Below are 18148 nucleotides of genomic sequence, written 5' to 3'. Positions count from 1 at the left end.
GCTACGCTGCGGGTTAGTCATCGAACGCGCGGACAGTGCCTTGGCGATCCGCACGCGACCACTAGAACGGCCAGTACAACGGCGCAATGAACACAACAACCGCCAATGACCACAGGACGATCAGCGAGCCGATCTTCCAGTAGTCGCCAAATTCATAGGCACCCGGCCCGTAGGTCACGAGGTTCACTGGCGTGCTCATCGGCGTCATGTGCGCGGCGCCTGCGCCCAGTGCGACGGCGATGAGGAACGGTGTCGCGGAAACGCCAAGCTCCAGTGCTGAGGCGACCGCGATCGGCACCATGACGAGCGCTGACGAATTGTTCGCAATCACCTGGGTCAGCGCGGCGGCCACGAGAAATAGCCCCGCCATTACCGCGCGAGGGCCGCCCGAGCCAACGGCCTGAATCACGAAATCGCCGAGTAGATACGCGAGCCCGGTTTTCGACATCGCAGTCGCGAGCGGTATGAGCCCTCCAACCAGGATGCAGGTGTTCCAGTCGATGCTGTACAGCTGGTTCAGGTTGATCACGCGCGTGAGCACCATCAGCGTCACGCAGAACAGCGTCGCCACAGCGGCCGGCACCACATTGGTCGCGAGCAGCACCACGAGCAAGGCGAGGATAATGAGCGCCTGGCGGGCGCCGCGACTGAGCGCGATCGTCTGGCGGCGGACCATCTGCGGAGAATCGACCATCAGGATCTGCGGGTCGGAGAAATGCTTGTCCAGCGCTTCCCATGTTCCCCTGAAAAGCAGATGGTCGCCGGCGAGCAACTGTGTCGATGGCCCCGCGACGTCCTGGCCGCCGCGCTGCACGGCAAGCACGATCAGATCGCCTTCGTGTGTCGCCATGCCCGGGAAAACGGGTTGACCGATCAGCGCTGAGCGCGGAGGGATCACGACCTCGGCGAGACCCGACGAGCGGTTGAAGAGCGCATTGGTGACCGCCTGCGATTCCGATAGCGGCTCGCGGATCGCCAGATGCAGATCGTTCGCCAGCCGGGCGATGCCTTGAGCGTCGCCACGCACCAGAAGGTTATTTCCTTCTTTCGCTTCCTCGCCTGATAATTCGACATCCTGATCATCGACAAGGCCGAGCACGCTGACGCCCGGGTATTGCGAAAGATCGATGCCGCTCGCCGTTTTGCCGATGAACGGCGAGCCGGCGCGCACGCGCAGCCGGAACACGCCGTCCGCGATCCGGTATTGCTCGACGAGCGTATGCGCGTGCTGGCTGAAATCAGCCGGAAGCGAATCTGAACTGCGCTTCGGCAGCAACAGCGGGCCCAGGACCAGAATGATGAAGAGCGCGCCGCCGAACAGCGGAAGGCCCACGATCGACCATTCGAAAAAGCGGATCGGCGGTCCGCCGGCCGCGTCGGCCGCCGTCGACGCAATCACGTTCACAGGGCTGCCGAGCAGCGTGAGCTTCGCGCCGGTCAGGCATGCGATCGATACCGGCATCATCAGTTGGGAAGGCGCGAGTCGCGTGCGCACGCAGATGATGACCGCGATCGGCAACATGGCGACCACTGCGCCGTTCATGCCGATCAGGGCCGTCGAAATCGCGGACAGGATCAAGAGCGACGCGATCAGCCGCTTGCGGCTCGTACCGGCATGACGAATGAGCCACTGTCCCGCCCATGTGCCGACACCTGTCGTTTCGAGGCCGATCCCGATGCCGAGCAGCGCGGCGATGAACACGATCAGCGGATCGCCGAATCCGCTCAACGCTTCGCGCATCGTCAGCACGCCGGTCAGGTACAGCGCGAGCAGCGACATGACGGCGACGACCGCTGCCGGCAACTTGTTCCAGATGAACAGCACCATCGTTACGGCGAGGATCAGCGAGGTAACGATCATGGGGTTCATGTGTTTTACCCTTCGTATGGCTCTGCCGTGAGCCGCTGCCGGGCGGATCACTTGCGCCGGTCATGCCGCGCTCGCCCGCGAACGTGACGGCCTGGGTCAAACCGGCCCGTGCACGACCCAACGGGACCTAATAGCCGAGCGCGGCACCATCCCCGCGCGGATCCGCGCCGCCTTCATAGAAGCCCTGTTCCGCGTCGATCCGGATCGCGTGCGCGTGCCCCATGTTGTCGTTCCAGTCGGTGACCATCTGAACCGGCTGCCCCCGGCGCTTCAATTCGCGCACGACTTCGTCGGATATTCGTCCCTCGAGCGACATGTTGCGCGATTTGGTGCCCCACGTGCGCCCCATCAGCCAGCGCGGCGCCTCGATGGCCTGCTGCACGTCGTAGCCGAAGTCCACGATCCGGGTCACGAGCGCGGCTTGCGTTTGCGGTTGCCCCTCTCCGCCCATCGATCCGAACGCGAGGCAAGGTTTGCCGTCGCGTGTCATCAGCGCCGGAATCAGCGTATGGAAAGTCCGCTTGCCCGGCTGCAGGCAGTTCGGATGATGCTCGTCCAGCGAGAAGAACGCGCCGCGATTCTGCATGATGATGCCGGTGTCGCCCGCGATCACCGCGCTGCCGAAGTCGTGATAAATCGACTGGATCAGCGACACGATCATCCCGTCCTTGTCCGCGGCGCAGAAGTAGCAGGTATCGCCGTCCGGCGCGCGGCGGTCGTGCGGAAACTGATACGCGATGCCAGCCGGTACTGTCGCGATGTCCATCGCGCGTTTGGGGTCAATCAATTTGCGGCGTTCGTCGCAGTACGCCTTTGAGATCAGCTCGTCCACCGGAATCGCGACGAAGCGCGGGTCCGTCAACCACTCTTCGCGATCGGCGAACGCGATCTTTACCGCTTCGGCGATGTGGTGATAATAGTCGGCCGTGCCATCGCCCCACGCGACGACGTCGTAACCCTCGATCAGGTTCAGGATCTGCAATGGCGTGAAGCCTTGCGTGTTCGGCGGCAGTTCGTAAATCGTATTGCCCCGGTACGTCGTGCTGATCGGTGTAACCCATTCCGCGTGATACGCGGCAAAGTCGCTCGTCTGCAGCGGCGATCCGGCTTGCCCGATTCCGCTGCAGATCCGCGCGGCGAGATCGCCTTCGTAGAATCCTGCACGCGCGCCGTGATCGGCGAGATGTTGCAGCGATCTTCCCAGCGCTGCCTGCACGAGACGGTCGCCGTCCGCCGGCACGTGACCGCCCGGCATGAAGATCGCGGCCGTTTCCGGATGCTGCGTCAGGATCGGCTCATCGTGCACGGTCCAGTCCGCGAGCGAGCGGCTGACCGGCACACCGTCGCGTGCGTAGCCGATCGCCGGTGCGAACAGTTCCGCCCACGCGAGGCGCCCAAAGCGCTCGTGCGCGAGACGCCAGCCATCGATGGCACCCGGCACCGTTAGCGCGGCCTGCGCGCCACGTGCCGCGATTTCGTCGCTGGCCGCGCCGCTCCGATAGCGCGCCAACGTCGCGCCCTCGGCAGCAGGGCCGCTCGCATTGATTGCCTGAACCTGATCGCTTGTGCCGTCGGCGATCAGCCAGAATCCGTCGCCGCCCAATCCCGCCATGTGCGGATAAGCGACGCACAACACGGCGTTTGCCGCGATGGCGGCATCGACTGCCGTTCCACCGCGTTGAAGCATCTCGACACCGGCCTGGCTGGCGAGATAGTGCGGGGTCGACACCATTCCATGCGGCGCGCGGGTAGGTGGGCGGCCGGTACGAGGTCCGTTCGGATGACTCATGATGCGTTTCCCTGATGTTGGTCCGCCACGTTCGTTTCGCGCGCATTCCGGAAGCGGTGAACGTACAGCGGAAAAGCGACGGGGCCGAAGGAGCGACAGCGACGGCGCGATCAGGAAGCCCGATCGTCGAACTCGACGCCCGCGTCCCTCACCTTGTCATTGGAGTGATCCATGAAACGCGTGATGATGGGCAACACGCCGCCGGCAATTACGCAGAGAAACCCGATGCTCAGCAGCAGGATGTTGTCGTCGGTCGCGCCCTTGCTGGTGAGCGGAAAGGCCACGAACATCAGGATCAGCGCCAGTGTTTCCGATACGATCTTGTCCATGCGATTCGCCTCACGCGAGTATGACGAGGGCGATCGTTCCTAGCCCGGTCAGGATGGCAACGATGATCGTCCACGGAATGGCCAGCCTCATCACCGCGCCTTCTTGCCCCTTGATGCCGGTGATGCTGGTTCCAAGCACGATATTCGCGGGGCCGATCGCATTGCCGTACGCGCTGCCCGCCGCCTGCGCGGCGACGATGCTTTCCACGGGCAGCGAATGCAACTGCGCCACGTCGCTCTGCAGGCCGCCGAACAGGACATTCGATGCGGTGCTGCTCGACGTCATGAACGCACCCAGCGCGCCGATCATGCTCGCAATGCCCGCATAGATCAGCGGAGGCGCTGTATCCGCTATGCCGTGTGCGAGGACGATGGTCTGGCCGCTGTGGTCGAGGATCCGGCTCGTCACGAGGAATGCGATGACCGGCAGCGACGCGGGCACGCCATCGACGATCAGCGAGCGCCCGAGATTCTCCGTGCCGTGACGCACTCCCCACGCCGCGTAGTAGCCGTTCGCGCGATAGACGATCCAGACGACGATGGCGGCGACCATCAGCATCGTTCCCGGGTGGGTCAGCGGCGAGAACGGCGCGTAACGCTCGACGGCAGCGTTGGTTACGCCGAATCCCGTGGTCACCTCCGGAAACGGAAGGCCAATCCGGAATTGCCGCAGCGCATTATTCAGCGGATCGAAAAGCTGAACTCCCAGGGTGACGACCGTCAGCACGGCATAGGGCAGAAATGCCATGCCGATGCTCATCACCGGCTCATCCGATTCTGCTTGCGCATGCGTTGCGGTGTCGTCCATCGCGGGGCGATCCGGTACGTCGGACTGGGGAACCGGCTCGCTGAAGCGGCGCCAGCGCGACAGCGGATACAGCGCGATCATCGCGATGCAAGCGGCAAGGAACGTGGAGAGTTCCGGGCTCACGAACGCGAAGACGAGCTGGCCGAATCCAAGTATCGTGCCGAGAATCAGCACGAGCGGCCACGCGTGACGTACCGCGGCCCAGCGCCCGTACAGCCACACGATGAGCAAGCCGCCGAAGTAGGTCGGAATGAGCAGCAGCAGCGAAGATTCGAACGCGGCCCGCGGTACGTCCTGGACATCGGCGACCTGCAACGTCGCGAGCCAACCGACGCCGAGCGTGCCGAAGAATCGCGCCCATGCGTGCGCAATGATCGAGATGGCGGCAGCGTAGACGGGCCTTACGCCGATCGCGAGCAGGAGCGGGGCCACGACGGCGATTGGGGCACCGAAACCGGCAATGCCTTGAAGAAACGATGAAAACACCCAGCCGAGCCCGAGTATGACGAACAATTCATTTCGACTGAAACGGGAAATGCCGTGTCGAAGGGCGTCGTATCCGCCGGCCTGTTTGGTGATTTGATAAAGCAGAAGCGCTGGCCACATCACATACAGAATGAATATGGCGTCCCACACGCCCTTAGCGCTTGCGACCGCAAGTGTCGTGACCGGCGTGCGGAATGCAAAGAAAGCGAGCAGGCCGGCAACGAACATCGCGCCAGGACCGGCCTCGGGAGCTCGCCAGCGAAGCGGCACGAGAAAGACAAGCAGCGCAACGATGGAAAGCGTTGCCAGTATCCAGTGAACCAGATCGACTGGAATGGTTGTCTCGTCCATGACGCTACCTCATTCCGTTAAATTCTCGTCTTATGCTGAGAGGTCCGTTTCGCAAATCAGTCGAACTGATAATAGTCTCTTTTTTATATGCCGCAAGTTAACAATCCTCGAAATTGAAGGGCGCGATTTGGGATTGGGGCGATTTAATGCGGACTGTTTCGCCGTATTAGACAGAAGCGATTCGATGTTATTTAACGTGGTAATCGTGGCGTTCGAAGGCAACACGCTGAATTGATGCGGACACATTTCGGCCCACGATACGCAACCAACGCGGATAACAAAAGCTGCGCAGGAAGTTACCGCTTTTTGCGCGCTCCGGCACGCATCGCGTCATCCTGTGCGCGGGTCTTGCCGCGGCCTGGCGTGTGGCTCTTCACATGATCGATAAACGCGCGCAGCTTCGGCGTCATCTGCCTGCGGCCTGGATAGTAGAGAAACACGCCCGGTACCATCGGCGCGTACGCCTCCAGCACATGGACGAGCTTTCCAGTTTTCAACCCTTCGGCGGCCATCACCTCAGGCAGCTGCGCAAGGCCCATGCCTTGTTTCGCCGCGCCGAGCATGGTGGGAAAGTCGCTAGCGATAAGCGGGCCTGATACCGCAATCTCGATCGCGTGACCATGGTCGTTGAATGACCACAACGCGAGCGCGCCGCTGGATTGTCGCCATCGCAAGCATGCGTGCTGGCGCAGATCGTCCGTGTGCCTCGGCCGGCTGCGCCTTGCGAAATAGGCAGGGCTGCCGACGACAACGAGACGGAACGGTGGCGTCAACGGCACTGCGACCATATCGGCGTCGACGAACTGACCTAACCGGATGCCAGCGTCGAATCCTTCCGCTGCAAGATCGATCAGTTCCTTGCTGGTGGCGATCTCCACCTCGATCTCGGGATACGCCTCGCAGAAGGAGGCGAGTAGCGGCTCCAGGATGATCGGGACGATCGCGCGCGGTACGGACAGACGCAACAATCCGGTCGGTCGCTGGCCGAGTCCGCGTGCAGCTTCGCTCGCGGCGACGAGTTGCTCGAAGGCAGGCTTTGCGTGCGACAGAAACCGTTCGCCGGCCTCGGTCAGGCCAACGCTACGCGTGGTGCGCACGAAGAGCGCGGCGCCAACGCGCTCTTCGAGCACGCGCACCGTCTGGCTGATGGCCGACGGCGTCACGCCGAGATCCGCGGCTGCCTTGCGAAAACTGCGATGCCTGGCGACGCTCAGGAACGCCTCCACACCATCTAGCGCACCCTGCCTGACTGTGAAGTTCTGCTTCATAGCCCGTCAACATTGTGATGAATAGTCGCTCGCGCGGAACGATGGTACACCTACGTGCAACTCGGGAGTGCGTCGCCTCGCGATGACTGGCGCACTGGATGGCGTACGTGAACGCTTTCGCGCGACGCGCCTGACCGATCACGAAGCCACGCTTTCATCTGGAGAACCGCTGATGACCGCCGCTCACGTTCCCGCTGCTATCGTCGCGCCGCGACCTGCCGGGCGTTGCCTGCTCTGGCTCGCTCCGCTGACGGCCCTGTGGATCGGATTGATCTACTGGCAACCGATTATTCCGTCGAGCGGCTTTTCGACCACAGCTCACCAGCTCGTAGCTCGTGCGTTCATCGCGGTCGGCTTGTGGCTCGGCCTCGAACGCACGGACCTGACACTGCGCCAACGCCTGGCGACGTGGCTTGCGGTCATCATCACGGACACGCTCTGGTTCGCGCTCATCTGGAGCGCGGCGATAAGTGGCATCTTTCGCACCGACGCCTCACCTTCAGCGCCACCGTATCTGCCGTTGGCGATCTTCCTTCCGGTGATCATCGGCGCGCCGATATTGCTGCGGTCGAAGCGGGTGGGGCAGGTGCTCGATGCGATGCCGGCGGCGTGGCTCGTCGCGCTTCAGCTTTACCGGGTGTTCGGCAGTTGGGCCATCGCTGCCTGGCTGCATGGGGAACTGGCGGGCGTGGTTGGGTTGCCCGCGGGAATCGGCGATGTGCTGACGGGCCTGCTTGCCGTGCCAGCGGCAATCGCCGTGGCGAGCGGCACCGCTCAAGGACGCAGAGCGGCGATCGCCTGGAACATCCTCGGCCTCGTCGATTTAGCCATCGCGATCACATTGGGAATGATGACTGCGCCGGGCCGATTCCAGTTGATCGTGCCGGATATACCGAGCCTCAACCCCGGCACTTATCCGTATGCGCTGACCCCTGCTTTCGTAGTGCCAAGCTCGATCCTGCTGCATGCGTTGTCGCTGCGTCAGTTGATGCGGCGACGCGCTCGGTGATCGCCTTCCTTTTCGTCGGTCCTTGTCGCTACTCGTCGTTTCACCGGACACTACTTGCCAGGAGGCACCATGTCACCGGAACGCATTTTTCAGCTGCATCTCCTCTTGGGGTATGTCGCCTGGCTGCTCTGCTTCAGCACATACTTCTGGCCCAGGCTCAAGTCGCTCGACCTGTTCGAAGCACAACGCGTCATCGCGACCTTGCACAGCTTCCGCTTCTTCGGTCTCGTCTTCATCCTGCCGGGCGTCGTCGGTAGCCATCTGCCTGCCAGCTTCGCGGTGCCCACCGCATACGGCGACCTCGCCACGGGCGTGTTGGCGTTGCTGGCGCTGCTCACGGCACGCATTCGCCCACTCTTCTGGTTGTTCGTCGTAGCGTTCAACGTGGTGGGCACGATCGACCTCGTTCTTGCTTACTTCCACGCTACCCAGGCGGGTCTTGCCGCGCAGGCGGGTGAACTGGGCGCCACGTACGCGATTCCGATCATCTTCGTGCCCGTGCTGATGATTACGCATGTCGCTGCGTTCTATCTTCTGCTGCGTCCACAGCCCAAGATGGTTCCGAGTTATTGATTCTTTCGTTGGGCCATGTCGTATCGCAGGCGCAGCTTGCTGCCGGCAGGCTGCGCTTCCGGATGGCGTCGCAACAGGGTGTGGGATCGTGCCGTCCATGCCGTAGCCGGACTTACCGAAATCCAACAGGCGTTGATCGATTCAACCATCGTTCGAGCACACCAGCGTGTAACTGCGGCTCGAACGAAGCTGCAGGCAAGCACTCGGAAAGGCTACGACTCGAACGCCTGTGTGAAGAATATCCGCGCTGCGCGTGCGAAGACCGTCATCCCGCCGCGCTCGACCCGCCTGGCAAAGCGTCGCTATAGGCGTGTGCTGTATCGAAGCCGGAACATCGGCGAACGCTTTGCGGCCGTATCGACCATTTTCGTCGGGGCGCCACTCACTACGACGAGCTCGCCGGTAACTATCTCGCCTTCGCTTTCCTTGCATGTGCCTTTGGACCGTTGGTGAGAACGTGAACAGACCTTGGCGGATGCGCACGATGCGCCGGCCGCTGCCCTGATATGTCGTGCCGCCGTCGCACGAACAGGCCGCTTGAGCGACGCGTGTGAGCGTGAGCGCGGCGATCACGAGAAACAGGCGAGCCTTCATGTCTGTTCCTCGAGGGGAGCCCGCGGGATGTGGACGCCATTAGGTCAAAGGATCAGCAGTGCTGCTTTCAGTCGCTACCGCGTAGCCGCGTGTCGTCGTATCCATCCCCCGTGTGACAAGGGATTCGGTCGACTGCATCGTGAAAAACGGGACGCAGATCAGGCTCTTTCCCGGCATCTATTTTTGCTGTTTTTAACAGGATGTTTTTCATTATTTAAAATGAAGTGGATGTGTATATTTGTTGATTTATTTAACTTAATTTCACTTGATCCTGAATTGATTATCTTGTCGGCTGTAAATCGGTGATGTGGATCAATTGTTGATTGCCGCGGCCCGGATTTTCAACGCCATACCTTTTTTTGCCGCTAACATCGTTGTGTCGTAATCAGCTATCCCTTATCGGGACAGAAACATGCCGGCGGTAAAGATAGATGGCGTGAGCAAGAGCTATATGCTCGGGCGATCGCGGGTAGAAGCATTGAAAAATGTAAATCTTGAAATAGGGAGAAAGAAATTTGCTGTATTTTCAGGAAAATCGGGAAGTGGGAAAACCACGCTGCTGAATCTGATTGGCGGAATTGATAATCATGATAAAGGGCGTCTGGTAGTCGACGGTCACGATATGGCGCAAATGAATGATGATCAGCGCAGCGAGTTTCGGGCGCGCCATTTCGGGTTTATTTTTCAGAATTTTAATTTAATTCCGGTGCTCACTGCGCGTGAGAACGTTGAAATTCCGTTGCTCCTTCAGCCCGGCACCGCCACGCAGCGCCGTCGCGCAGTGATGGAGATGCTGGAAAGCGTTGATCTCGCGGACAAGGCGAACGCATTTCCCGACCAGCTCTCCGGCGGACAGCGCCAACGGGTTGCTATCGCGCGGGCATTGGTTCACCGCCCGGCGTTGGTACTGGCCGATGAGCCCACCGCCAACCTCGACAGCAAGACCGGTCAAGCTATTTTGCAGTTGCTGCGCGGTCTGCAGCAGCAGCACTCGGTCACGGTTGTCTTTTCCTCGCACGATCCGCAGGTCATTGCCGAAGCGGACGATCTTTATCGGGTCCACGACGGTATCGTCAGCCGCCTGCCAGTCGCGTAACGCAGCACAATGCAAACCGCCAAACTCGCTTTCCGCAATCTGCTGCGCAACCGTCGCCGCACGCTCTCTACCCTGGGGGCGATCGTGGTCGGTGCAGTCGGTATTCTTCTTTTCGGCGGCTATAACCGCTCCATCGAATACAGCCTCCAGACCGCCTTCGTTCGCGACATCGGCCATCTGCAGATCCAGCATGAAGACTATCTGCGTAACGGCATGGGCAACCCGGCGGAGTACAGCATCCGTGACTATCAGAAGATCATGGATACGATTGCCCACGATCCCGTGCTGGCGTCGATGACGAAGGTTAGTACACCGGTGTTGTTGGTGTCCGGCATCGCCGGGAAATATTCGACGGGAGTGGCCCATCCCGCGCTGATTTACGGTTGCGACGAAGCAGGGCGCGCGCAGCTCGATCGCTGGGATGAATACCGGCTTGGCGCCCAGTTGAAGACCCGGAAAACGCTCGACAAAAACCCGGATTCAGCCCTGATCGGCGCTGGCCTCGCGCGGTTGCTGCAGCTAGGCGAGTTCGTCAACGATCCGCAGTATGGCTCGTCGACGAAGCAGAGCGATAAGGTTTCGGAATCAATTCCGGACGATATCCGGGTGCTGGCTCAAGCCGCTCAGCAAGCGCGGCCACCGGACAAGGGCACGCGCATCGAGTTGCTGGCTGCGTCGACCGGTGGTGTGCCGAATATCGTTCGCGTGCAGGTGGACGGCGTCGCACCCCAGGCGGCGCGAGAACTGGACGACAGCTTCGTTGGAATTCATCTGCAGCGAGCCCAGCAACTGCTGTTCGGTCAGGACACGCCGGGGGTTACGGCGATCATTCTGCAACTGCATAAGACCGCTCAACTGGAGGCTGCGCGCTCGCGTTTGCAGCACGTGCTCGCCACCTCGCACGTGGGAGAGCGTCTCGCCATTTACGACTTCGCCCAGTTGCAACCGACGTACGGCCAGGTTCTGGGGATGTTCAGCGACCTATTCGATTTCCTGCTGGCGTTGATCCTTGGCATCGCGCTCTTTACCGTCAGCAATGCGATGGGAGTGGCCGTTCTGGAGCGCACCGTGGAAATCGGAACGCTGCGTGCGGTGGGGCTGAAAAGGTGGGACATCCAGCGCCTGTTTCTCAACGAAGGCGTGCTGCTCGGTGTCATTGGTTCGGTCATCGGTGTCGCTGCCGCCCTGATCCTCGCCAATGTGATCAACGTGTCCGGGCTGACCTGGCAACCGCCCGGTGTGATTGCCCCCGTTCCACTTCGTATTGCCGTCTGGGGCGAGTGGTGGATGATCGCTCGCGTCGTGGGGATCTTGCTGGCAGCGACCGTTTTTTCCTCCTGGTGGCCGGCGCGACGCGCGGCGAATGTGTCCGTCGTCGAAGCGTTGCGTCATCGCTAAATATTTGGGGTCGACAATGAAGGGGCAACTGGGATTTCAGATGAGCAGGTTTGTTGCAGCTTGCGCGATTTCGATGGTGTTGAGTGGTGGTCAAGCCCTGGCCGCGATGAGTGCGCAGGAAATCCTGAAGAAAAGCGATGCGGTTCGTAACCCGGATCGCTCATTCAGCCTCGTCACCACCATGGTCAGCTTCAAGAACGGTAAGCAGGACGAATCAAACAGGATGACGCTCTATTCCCGCGCGTACCCGAACGGGGGGCAGTTCCGCAGTCTGCTGCGCTTCATCAGCCCGCAGCGCGACGCCGGAAAACTGACGCTGAAAAGCGGTCGCGATTTGTGGCTGTTTGATCCTTCCAGCCAGGCGAGCGTGCCGATTTCTCCGCAGCAGAGACTGCTGGGACAGGCTTCCAACGGCGATGTGGTAACCGCGAACTGGAGCACGGACTATCAGGCCACGCTGGTGGGCGAAGAGAGGATTCAGGATGGGGATCGTCAAATGCGCGATTGCTACCGTCTGCATCTGGTAGCGAGCAATCCAGACGCAGCTTATCCGGCTATGGAGCTGTGGGTGGACCGCGCCGACTTCAAGAGCCGCAAGGCGGAATTCTATGCAATCAGCGGCGGCCTGCTGAAAACGACCTACTACCGCCGCTACGAACAGGCGCTGGGCGGCGTTCGGCCAATGGAAGCGGTGATCATCGACGGGGTGGATGCAAACCTGGTTACCGTGATCCGGCATCAGGATTTTGCGTGGCGCGATGTGCCTGAAGCATGGCTGCAGCGGGACTATCTGCCGCATTTCAAGGACAACTGATCGATGAGGATGGCGCGATTTCCTCGCCGGGCGGTTCGGTTGTCTCAACTGGCAGTATGGTTCGCGCTTTGCGGAACCCCCGCTTTCGGATTCGGGATGACTGCCGCTGTAATGCCCGGCCAGGCAAACGAATCCGAACTGTTGGTCGTCTTGACGAAAATGCCGGGAACAACGGTAGAGGCGGCCAACGCCCCGAGCGAAAAGGCCGGCAACATGCCGGATGCCACGCTTGCCGCCCTCGATCTGGCGGACCACACCGAATTCGCCCCCGTCACGAAGAAAAGACTGATCGTGCTGGTCGAAGCGGCTAGCGTCCTTAACGAAAGTGCCAGTAACGTGCAGCGCGGGTCGCTCGACCTGCGCTGGGACACGCCGCTGATGGGGCGGCTCGCTGACAACTGGCACCTGGTATTCTCCGATCGTTTCGACGGTCGCGTCTACTCCGGGCTGAGCGAGAGCCGCGGCGTCAACACGCTCAGGGAAGCCTACGTGACGTATCAACCAGGTTACGGGATGTCCATTGACGTCGGCCGCGTCAACACCCGATACGGTGTAGCGTTCGGCTACAACCCCACGGACTTCCTCGGGCGTGGCACCGTGCGTTCGGTGATCTCCGCCGATCCGGAAAGCTTGCGCAACAACCGCCTTGGCAATGCGATGGTCCGTCTGCAGCAGACTTCGGACAAAAGTGCGATCACGTTGATCGCATCGCCCAAGCTGGGCGACCACCCGGACGATAGCGGTGGCAGTCTAGACTGGGGCGCGAGCAACCCCCGAAATCGCGTTTTGCTCGCGGGCAGCTATCGTTTTGCCGACAACCTGAATCCACAATGGCTGCTTTTCCTGGAAGAGGGCCGTTCCCTGCAGCTCGGGTTCAATTTTTCGCGTGTCCTCAGCCGCTCTACGCTCCTCTATACCGAGTGGGCGGGTGGCCGGCAGCCACTCGACTGGCAAACGTCGTTGCCTGCGAGTCAGCAGGACATCGCCTGGCGTAACCGTGTGGCGACCGGTGTGACCTGGACCAGCGAGAAAGGGCTGACGCTACGTCTCGAAGGGCAGTACGACGGCAGCGCAGACAACGAGCGCGCCTTGTCGGTGCTGGCGGCTGCGCCGGCTTATGCGATGTCGCTCGGTAACGGAAGCGCCGGCAGCTCTGCGCAACAGGCTCTGGACTGGGTCGCGCCGCGCCGTTCCGTGCTGGTGCAGGGATACTGGACCAACGTGTTCGATCAGTACGATCTCAATCTGATCTGGCAACGCGATCTGCAGCGGCAGCGCAACATGGGTTTTGCGGAACTGCGGCGGCACATTGGCCCGGTGGACCTTGCGCTGCAGTGGCAAAGGATATATCGACTGGGGCTGGATCGCCAGATCCATGCGGATCAGCGTTGGCAGGTGTCGTGCGGCTACTATTTCTGAGCGCGAGGTGCCGCTGGTGCAAGAGGAGGTCGGTGTTTGCGCCCGACGCGCGCCATCGCGAGCGTGGCCGATAGCACCAACGGATCGATCGTCGGCAACCAGTTCAAGACCTTCGCGTCTGACCGGCAGACAGACTGTCCGCGACGTGCGGTGCCGTCGGCATTGCCCTGCGCACCAAACGCGTACACGAGTGTTCGTCCATCGCCTGCCTGGCGTGTCCGTTGCGCAGACTGCTGCCGGCAGGCTGCGCTGATCGAGGTTACGCGTTGTCTGCCCGATTACACCTTTTTGACGAATTCCGATTTCAGGCTCATCGCACCAAACCCATCGATCTTGCAGTCGATATCGTGGTCACTGTCCACCAGACGGATATTCTTGACCTTGGTGCCCATCTTGACCACGCCGCCCGAACCCTTCAGTTTCAGGTCTTTGATGACAGTGACGGTGTCCCCGTCCTGCAGGACGTTGCCAGCCGAATCGCGATAAACCTTGGCAACCGTTTCTGTCGATACGGCCGCATCGGCCGACCATTCATGCGCACACTCCGGACAGATGAAAACGCCTCCGTCTTCGTACGTAAACTCGGAGTTGCATTTCGGGCAAGGGGGCAGCGTGCTCATGGGTAATCCTTTGTGCCAGATAACGGTAATAAAAGCGCGAAAGTATAACGCCGCCTGGTAGCTGGCTCGTCCTCCGGCGTCGTGACTTCAATGTAGAACGTCCGCTGGCGGAATGTATGAAGGCGCGCCTCGGGCCGTTATGCGGGGTGTCGCATGGGCGGCTCCTCCCGCCGTTATCATGACCCTTTCTCACTTCCGCGCATCCCGATTCCCATGAGCCCATCGCACGCACGTTTTCTGGGTATCGATCTCGGCACCGGCTCGCTCAAGGTTGCGATCATCGACGAAGCAGGGGCCGAACGCGCGACAGCCAGTGCCGCCTATGCATTCGATACCCCGAAACCCGGCTGGGCCGAAATTCCCGTCACGCGCTGGTGGGACGCGTTATGCGCGGCATTTGCGCGCCTCGATGTCGGCGAGCGCGCGGCCGTGCGTGCGATCGGCTTCTCGGGGCAGATGCACGGCGTCGTGCTGACCGACGAAGCGGGCCGCGCGCTACGCCCCGCGATGCTGTGGCCTGACACGCGCGCGCACGCGCTGCTCGACGCCTGGCCCCAGCCGCAGCCCAATCCGGTCGCGCCGGGCATGGCGGGACCGCTCCTGCGGTGGACGATGCTGCACGACGCCGATACAGCGCGCGCCGCGCACTGGGCCTTACAGCCGAAGGACTGGCTGCGTGTCGCGCTAGGCGGTGCGATCGCGGCCGATCCGTCAGATTCCTGCGCGACTGCGCTCGCGACGCCCGACGGCGCATGGGACCACGCACTGATCGAGCGCCTCGGCTTGCCGTCGCATTGGTTCGCGCCGCTCGCGACATCGTCCGGGGCGAGCGGCAAACTTCGTGCCGACGTCGCGCGAACGCTCGGCCTCACCGCCGGCATTCCACTTGCGACGGGCGCGGGCGACACGCCGTGCGCCGCGCTCGGCAGCGGTCTCGCGCCCGAAGGCGACGCGCTGCTCACCACGGGCACCGGCGGCCAGATTCTCGTGACCGCGCGCGCCGAACCGCCTGCGCAGCATGGCCTGCATCGTTATAGATCGGCGAGCGGCGGCTGGTACACGATGGCGGCCATGCAGAACGTAGGTGTGGCCTTCGAAGCAGCGCGCGGCTGGTTGTCATACGATTGGGCTCGCGCGTATGAAGAAGCGTTCGACGCGACGCCATCGGCGACCCTCGCGTTCTTGCCGTATCTGAGCGGCGAGCGTTCGCCGTGGCTCGATCCGTCGGCGCGCGGCGGCTGGCTCGGCGCCGGTTTGAGCGACACGCGCGGCACGCTCATGCGCGCCGCGTTCGAAGGCGTTGCCTTCGCGTTGCGCGCGGGACTCGATGCAATCCGCGACAGTGGCACACAGATCACGGCGCTCAAGCTCGCAGGCGGCGGTTCGGTCGATGCGCGCTGGCGGCAATTGCTCGCCGACGCGCTCGACGTCGAACTCGACGCCATCGATTGTCCGAACGCCGCTGCACGCGGCGCTGCGCTGCTCGGCGGTCTCGCATGCGGGCACTGGTGCGAGGCCGATCTAGCCGTGCTCGCGCCTACTGCGACGCGCGTGGCGTCGCCGCGCGAGGATGCAGCGCTACGAGCGCGCTATGCGCGCTTCGTCGATCTTTATGGCCGCGTGCGGAGCTGGTTTCCCGCGACGCGGTGAACCGTGCAGCGCATCGCACACATTGATTTACCGTTTCACAGGAGCATGCAAGATGAAAACGAAAGCCGCCATCGCATGGAAAGCGGGTGCCCCGCTGACGATTGAGGTAGTCGATCTCGAAGGTCCGCGCGCGGGCGAGGTGCTGATCGAGGTGAAGGCGACGGGCATCTGCCACACCGATTACTACACGCTCTCGGGCGCGGACCCCGAAGGCATCTTTCCGGCGATTCTCGGCCACGAGGGCGCGGGTATCGTCGTCGATGTGGGGCCGGGCGTCGGTACGCTGAAAAAGGGCGATCACGTCATTCCGCTCTACACGCCCGAATGCCGCGAATGCAAATTCTGCCTCTCGCGCAAGACGAACCTGTGCCAGAAGATCCGCGCGACCCAGGGCAAGGGCCTCATGCCCGATGCGACCTCGCGCTTCTCGCTCGACGGCAAGCCGCTCTTTCACTACATGGGCACCTCGACGTTCTCGAACTACATCGTCGTGCCGGAGATCGCCGTCGCGAAGATCCGTGAGGACGCGCCGTTCGACAAGGTCTGCTATATCGGCTGCGGCGTGACGACGGGTGTGGGCGCCGTCGTGTACTCGGCGAAGGTCGAGGCGGGCGCGAATGTCGTCGTGTTCGGGCTGGGCGGTATTGGGCTGAACGTGATTCAAGGCGCGAAGATGGTCGGCGCGGACAAGATCATCGGCATCGACATCAATCCGAAGCGCGTCGAACTCGCGAAGAAGTTCGGCATGACGCACTTTATCAACCCGAACGAAGTCGAGAACGTCGTCGACCGCATCGTACAACTGACCGATGGCGGCGCCGACTACTCGTTCGAATGCGTCGGCAGCACGAAGCTCATGCGCGAGGCGCTCGAATGCACGCACAAGGGCTGGGGCCAGTCGTTCATCATCGGCGTCGCGGCGGCGGGCGAGGAGATCAGCACGCGGCCGTTCCAGCTTGTGACCGGACGCCAGTGGAAGGGCTCGGCGTTCGGCGGCGCGCGCGGCCGCACGGACGTGCCGAAGATCGTCGACTGGTACATGGAAGGCAAGATCAACATCGACGATCTCATCACGCACCGGCTGCCGCTCGAACGCATCAACGAGGGCTTCGACCTGATGAAGCAGGGCGAGTCGATCCGCTCCGTCGTGCTGTACTGAGCGGAGGCGCGCGATGCTGACTTTGATCGAGGAGCACGCCTGTTACGACGGCGTGCAGCGCATCTACAAGCACGACTCGGCGACGATCGGGCTGCCGATGCGCTTCTCCGTGTTTCTGCCGCCGCAGGCGCGCACGCGCAAGGTGCCGGGGCTTTTCTATCTCGCGGGCCTGACCTGCACGGAAGAAACGTTTCCGATCAAGGCGGGTGCGCAGCGCTTCGCGGCCCAGCACGGCATCGCGCTGATTTCGCCGGACACGAGCCCGCGCGGCGCGAACGTGCAGGGCGAAGCCGATGCGTGGGACTTCGGCGTGGGCGCGGGCTTCTACGTCGATGCGACGCGCGAGCCCTGGGCTACGCACTGGCGCACGTACTCCTACGTGCGCGACGAACTGCGCGAGGTCGTGACGTCGAATCTGAGCGTCGATGGCGAGCGGCTTGGCATCTTCGGGCATTCGATGGGTGGGCACGGCGCGTTGACGCTCGCGTTGCGCAATCCGCAGATATATCGGTCGGTGTCGGCGTTCGCGCCGATCGCTGCGCCTTCGCGGTGCCCCTGGGGCGAGAAGGCGTTCAGCGGCTATCTCGGAGACGATCGCGAAGCGTGGAAACAGTACGACGCGAGCGAACTCGTCGCGCGCGCGACGCGCAAGTTCGATGAAGGCATCCTCGTCGATCAGGGCATGGCCGATCAGTTCCTTGCGAACCAGCTGAATCCGGATGTGTTCGAAGCCGCATGCCGCGCGGCGGGGCAGCCGCTCACGCTGCGCCGCCACGAGGGCTACGATCACGGGTACTTCTTCATCCAGACGTTCGTCGAGGATCACATCGCGCATCATGCGCGGGTGTTGCTGAAGTAGATCGGCGCAAGTCCTATGCCGAAAGCAGAACGGCGTTGCTCTTCCGGTGCAACGCC

At 62.2% G+C, this 18148-nt stretch carries 15 protein-coding genes; 9 read left to right on the top strand and 6 right to left on the bottom strand.

What is annotated here, in order from left to right; translation table 11 throughout:
* Nucleotides 1–61: 61 nt before the first annotated feature.
* From D1Y85_RS02320 to D1Y85_RS02300, 5 genes are all read right to left on the bottom strand, one after another.
* Nucleotides 62–1870 (bottom strand): SLC13 family permease, encoded by a 1809-nt coding sequence (locus D1Y85_RS02320; RefSeq protein ID WP_124149388.1) that lies wholly within the window; start codon nt 1868–1870, stop codon nt 62–64.
* A gap of 127 nt (nt 1871–1997) precedes the next feature.
* Nucleotides 1998–3659 (bottom strand): gamma-glutamyltransferase, encoded by a 1662-nt coding sequence (gene ggt, locus D1Y85_RS02315; protein ID WP_124149387.1) that lies wholly within the window; start codon nt 3657–3659, stop codon nt 1998–2000.
* 110 nt (nt 3660–3769) lie between these two features.
* On the bottom strand, nt 3770–3988 hold the full coding sequence (locus D1Y85_RS02310) for an EmrB/QacA subfamily drug resistance transporter (protein ID WP_124149386.1): 219 nt from the start codon (nt 3986–3988) through the stop codon (nt 3770–3772).
* 10 nt (nt 3989–3998) lie between these two features.
* Nucleotides 3999–5633, bottom strand: coding sequence for an L-lactate permease (locus D1Y85_RS02305; protein WP_124149385.1), 1635 nt, complete (start codon nt 5631–5633; stop codon nt 3999–4001).
* 296 nt (nt 5634–5929) lie between these two features.
* Nucleotides 5930–6901 (bottom strand): LysR family transcriptional regulator, encoded by a 972-nt coding sequence (locus tag D1Y85_RS02300; RefSeq protein ID WP_124149384.1) that lies wholly within the window; start codon nt 6899–6901, stop codon nt 5930–5932.
* Nucleotides 6902–6983: 82 nt separating this feature from the next.
* Here D1Y85_RS02300 and D1Y85_RS02295 point away from each other — a divergent pair, with 82 nt between their 5' ends.
* From D1Y85_RS02295 to D1Y85_RS02270, 6 genes are all read left to right on the top strand, one after another.
* Nucleotides 6984–7910 carry an MFS transporter gene (locus D1Y85_RS02295; RefSeq protein ID WP_246024738.1) on the top strand — a complete coding sequence of 309 codons (927 nt, stop codon included), beginning with the start codon at nt 6984–6986 and terminating at the stop codon, nt 7908–7910.
* Nucleotides 7911–7979: 69 nt separating this feature from the next.
* The gene (locus D1Y85_RS02290; RefSeq protein WP_124149383.1) at nt 7980–8483 is read left to right on the top strand and encodes a hypothetical protein; all 504 of its coding nucleotides are present in this window, start codon (nt 7980–7982) and stop codon (nt 8481–8483) included.
* A gap of 1006 nt (nt 8484–9489) precedes the next feature.
* The gene (locus D1Y85_RS02285; RefSeq protein ID WP_124149382.1) at nt 9490–10173 is read left to right on the top strand and encodes an ABC transporter ATP-binding protein; all 684 of its coding nucleotides are present in this window, start codon (nt 9490–9492) and stop codon (nt 10171–10173) included.
* A gap of 9 nt (nt 10174–10182) precedes the next feature.
* The gene (locus D1Y85_RS02280) at nt 10183–11571 is read left to right on the top strand and encodes an ABC transporter permease (protein WP_124149381.1); all 1389 of its coding nucleotides are present in this window, start codon (nt 10183–10185) and stop codon (nt 11569–11571) included.
* A 16-nt stretch (nt 11572–11587) separates the two neighbouring features.
* Nucleotides 11588–12385 (top strand): outer membrane lipoprotein-sorting protein, encoded by a 798-nt coding sequence (locus D1Y85_RS02275; RefSeq protein ID WP_221410256.1) that lies wholly within the window; start codon nt 11588–11590, stop codon nt 12383–12385.
* Nucleotides 12386–12481: 96 nt separating this feature from the next.
* A complete protein-coding gene (locus D1Y85_RS02270) occupies nt 12482–13804 on the top strand; it encodes a hypothetical protein (RefSeq protein ID WP_124149380.1) in 1323 nt (440 codons plus the stop codon).
* Between the two features lie 278 nt (nt 13805–14082).
* Here D1Y85_RS02270 and D1Y85_RS02265 read toward each other — a convergent pair whose 3' ends face one another.
* Nucleotides 14083–14424: a zinc ribbon domain-containing protein YjdM gene (locus D1Y85_RS02265; protein ID WP_124149379.1), complete on the bottom strand. Its 342-nt coding sequence runs from the start codon at nt 14422–14424 to the stop codon at nt 14083–14085.
* A 213-nt stretch (nt 14425–14637) separates the two neighbouring features.
* On the opposite strand from D1Y85_RS02265, the gene D1Y85_RS02260 reads away from it, so the two are divergent.
* The 3 genes from D1Y85_RS02260 to fghA are packed head-to-tail and all read left to right on the top strand — an operon-like array spanning nt 14638 to nt 18092.
* Nucleotides 14638–16074, top strand: a complete 1437-nt coding sequence (locus tag D1Y85_RS02260) for a xylulokinase (RefSeq protein ID WP_124149378.1) — start codon at nt 14638–14640, stop codon at nt 16072–16074.
* Between the two features lie 52 nt (nt 16075–16126).
* Nucleotides 16127–17233 (top strand): S-(hydroxymethyl)glutathione dehydrogenase/class III alcohol dehydrogenase, encoded by a 1107-nt coding sequence (locus tag D1Y85_RS02255; RefSeq protein WP_124149377.1) that lies wholly within the window; start codon nt 16127–16129, stop codon nt 17231–17233.
* A 13-nt stretch (nt 17234–17246) separates the two neighbouring features.
* Nucleotides 17247–18092: an S-formylglutathione hydrolase gene (gene fghA / locus D1Y85_RS02250; protein WP_124149376.1), complete on the top strand. Its 846-nt coding sequence runs from the start codon at nt 17247–17249 to the stop codon at nt 18090–18092.
* The last annotated feature ends 56 nt before the right edge of the window (nt 18093–18148 follow it).

The organism is Paraburkholderia dinghuensis (genome assembly GCF_003837865.1).
GTDB lineage: Bacteria > Pseudomonadota > Gammaproteobacteria > Burkholderiales > Burkholderiaceae > Paraburkholderia > Paraburkholderia dinghuensis.
The sequence above is the reverse complement of the archived record's forward strand: the minus strand, read 5'-3'. Positions and strand labels throughout refer to the sequence as shown.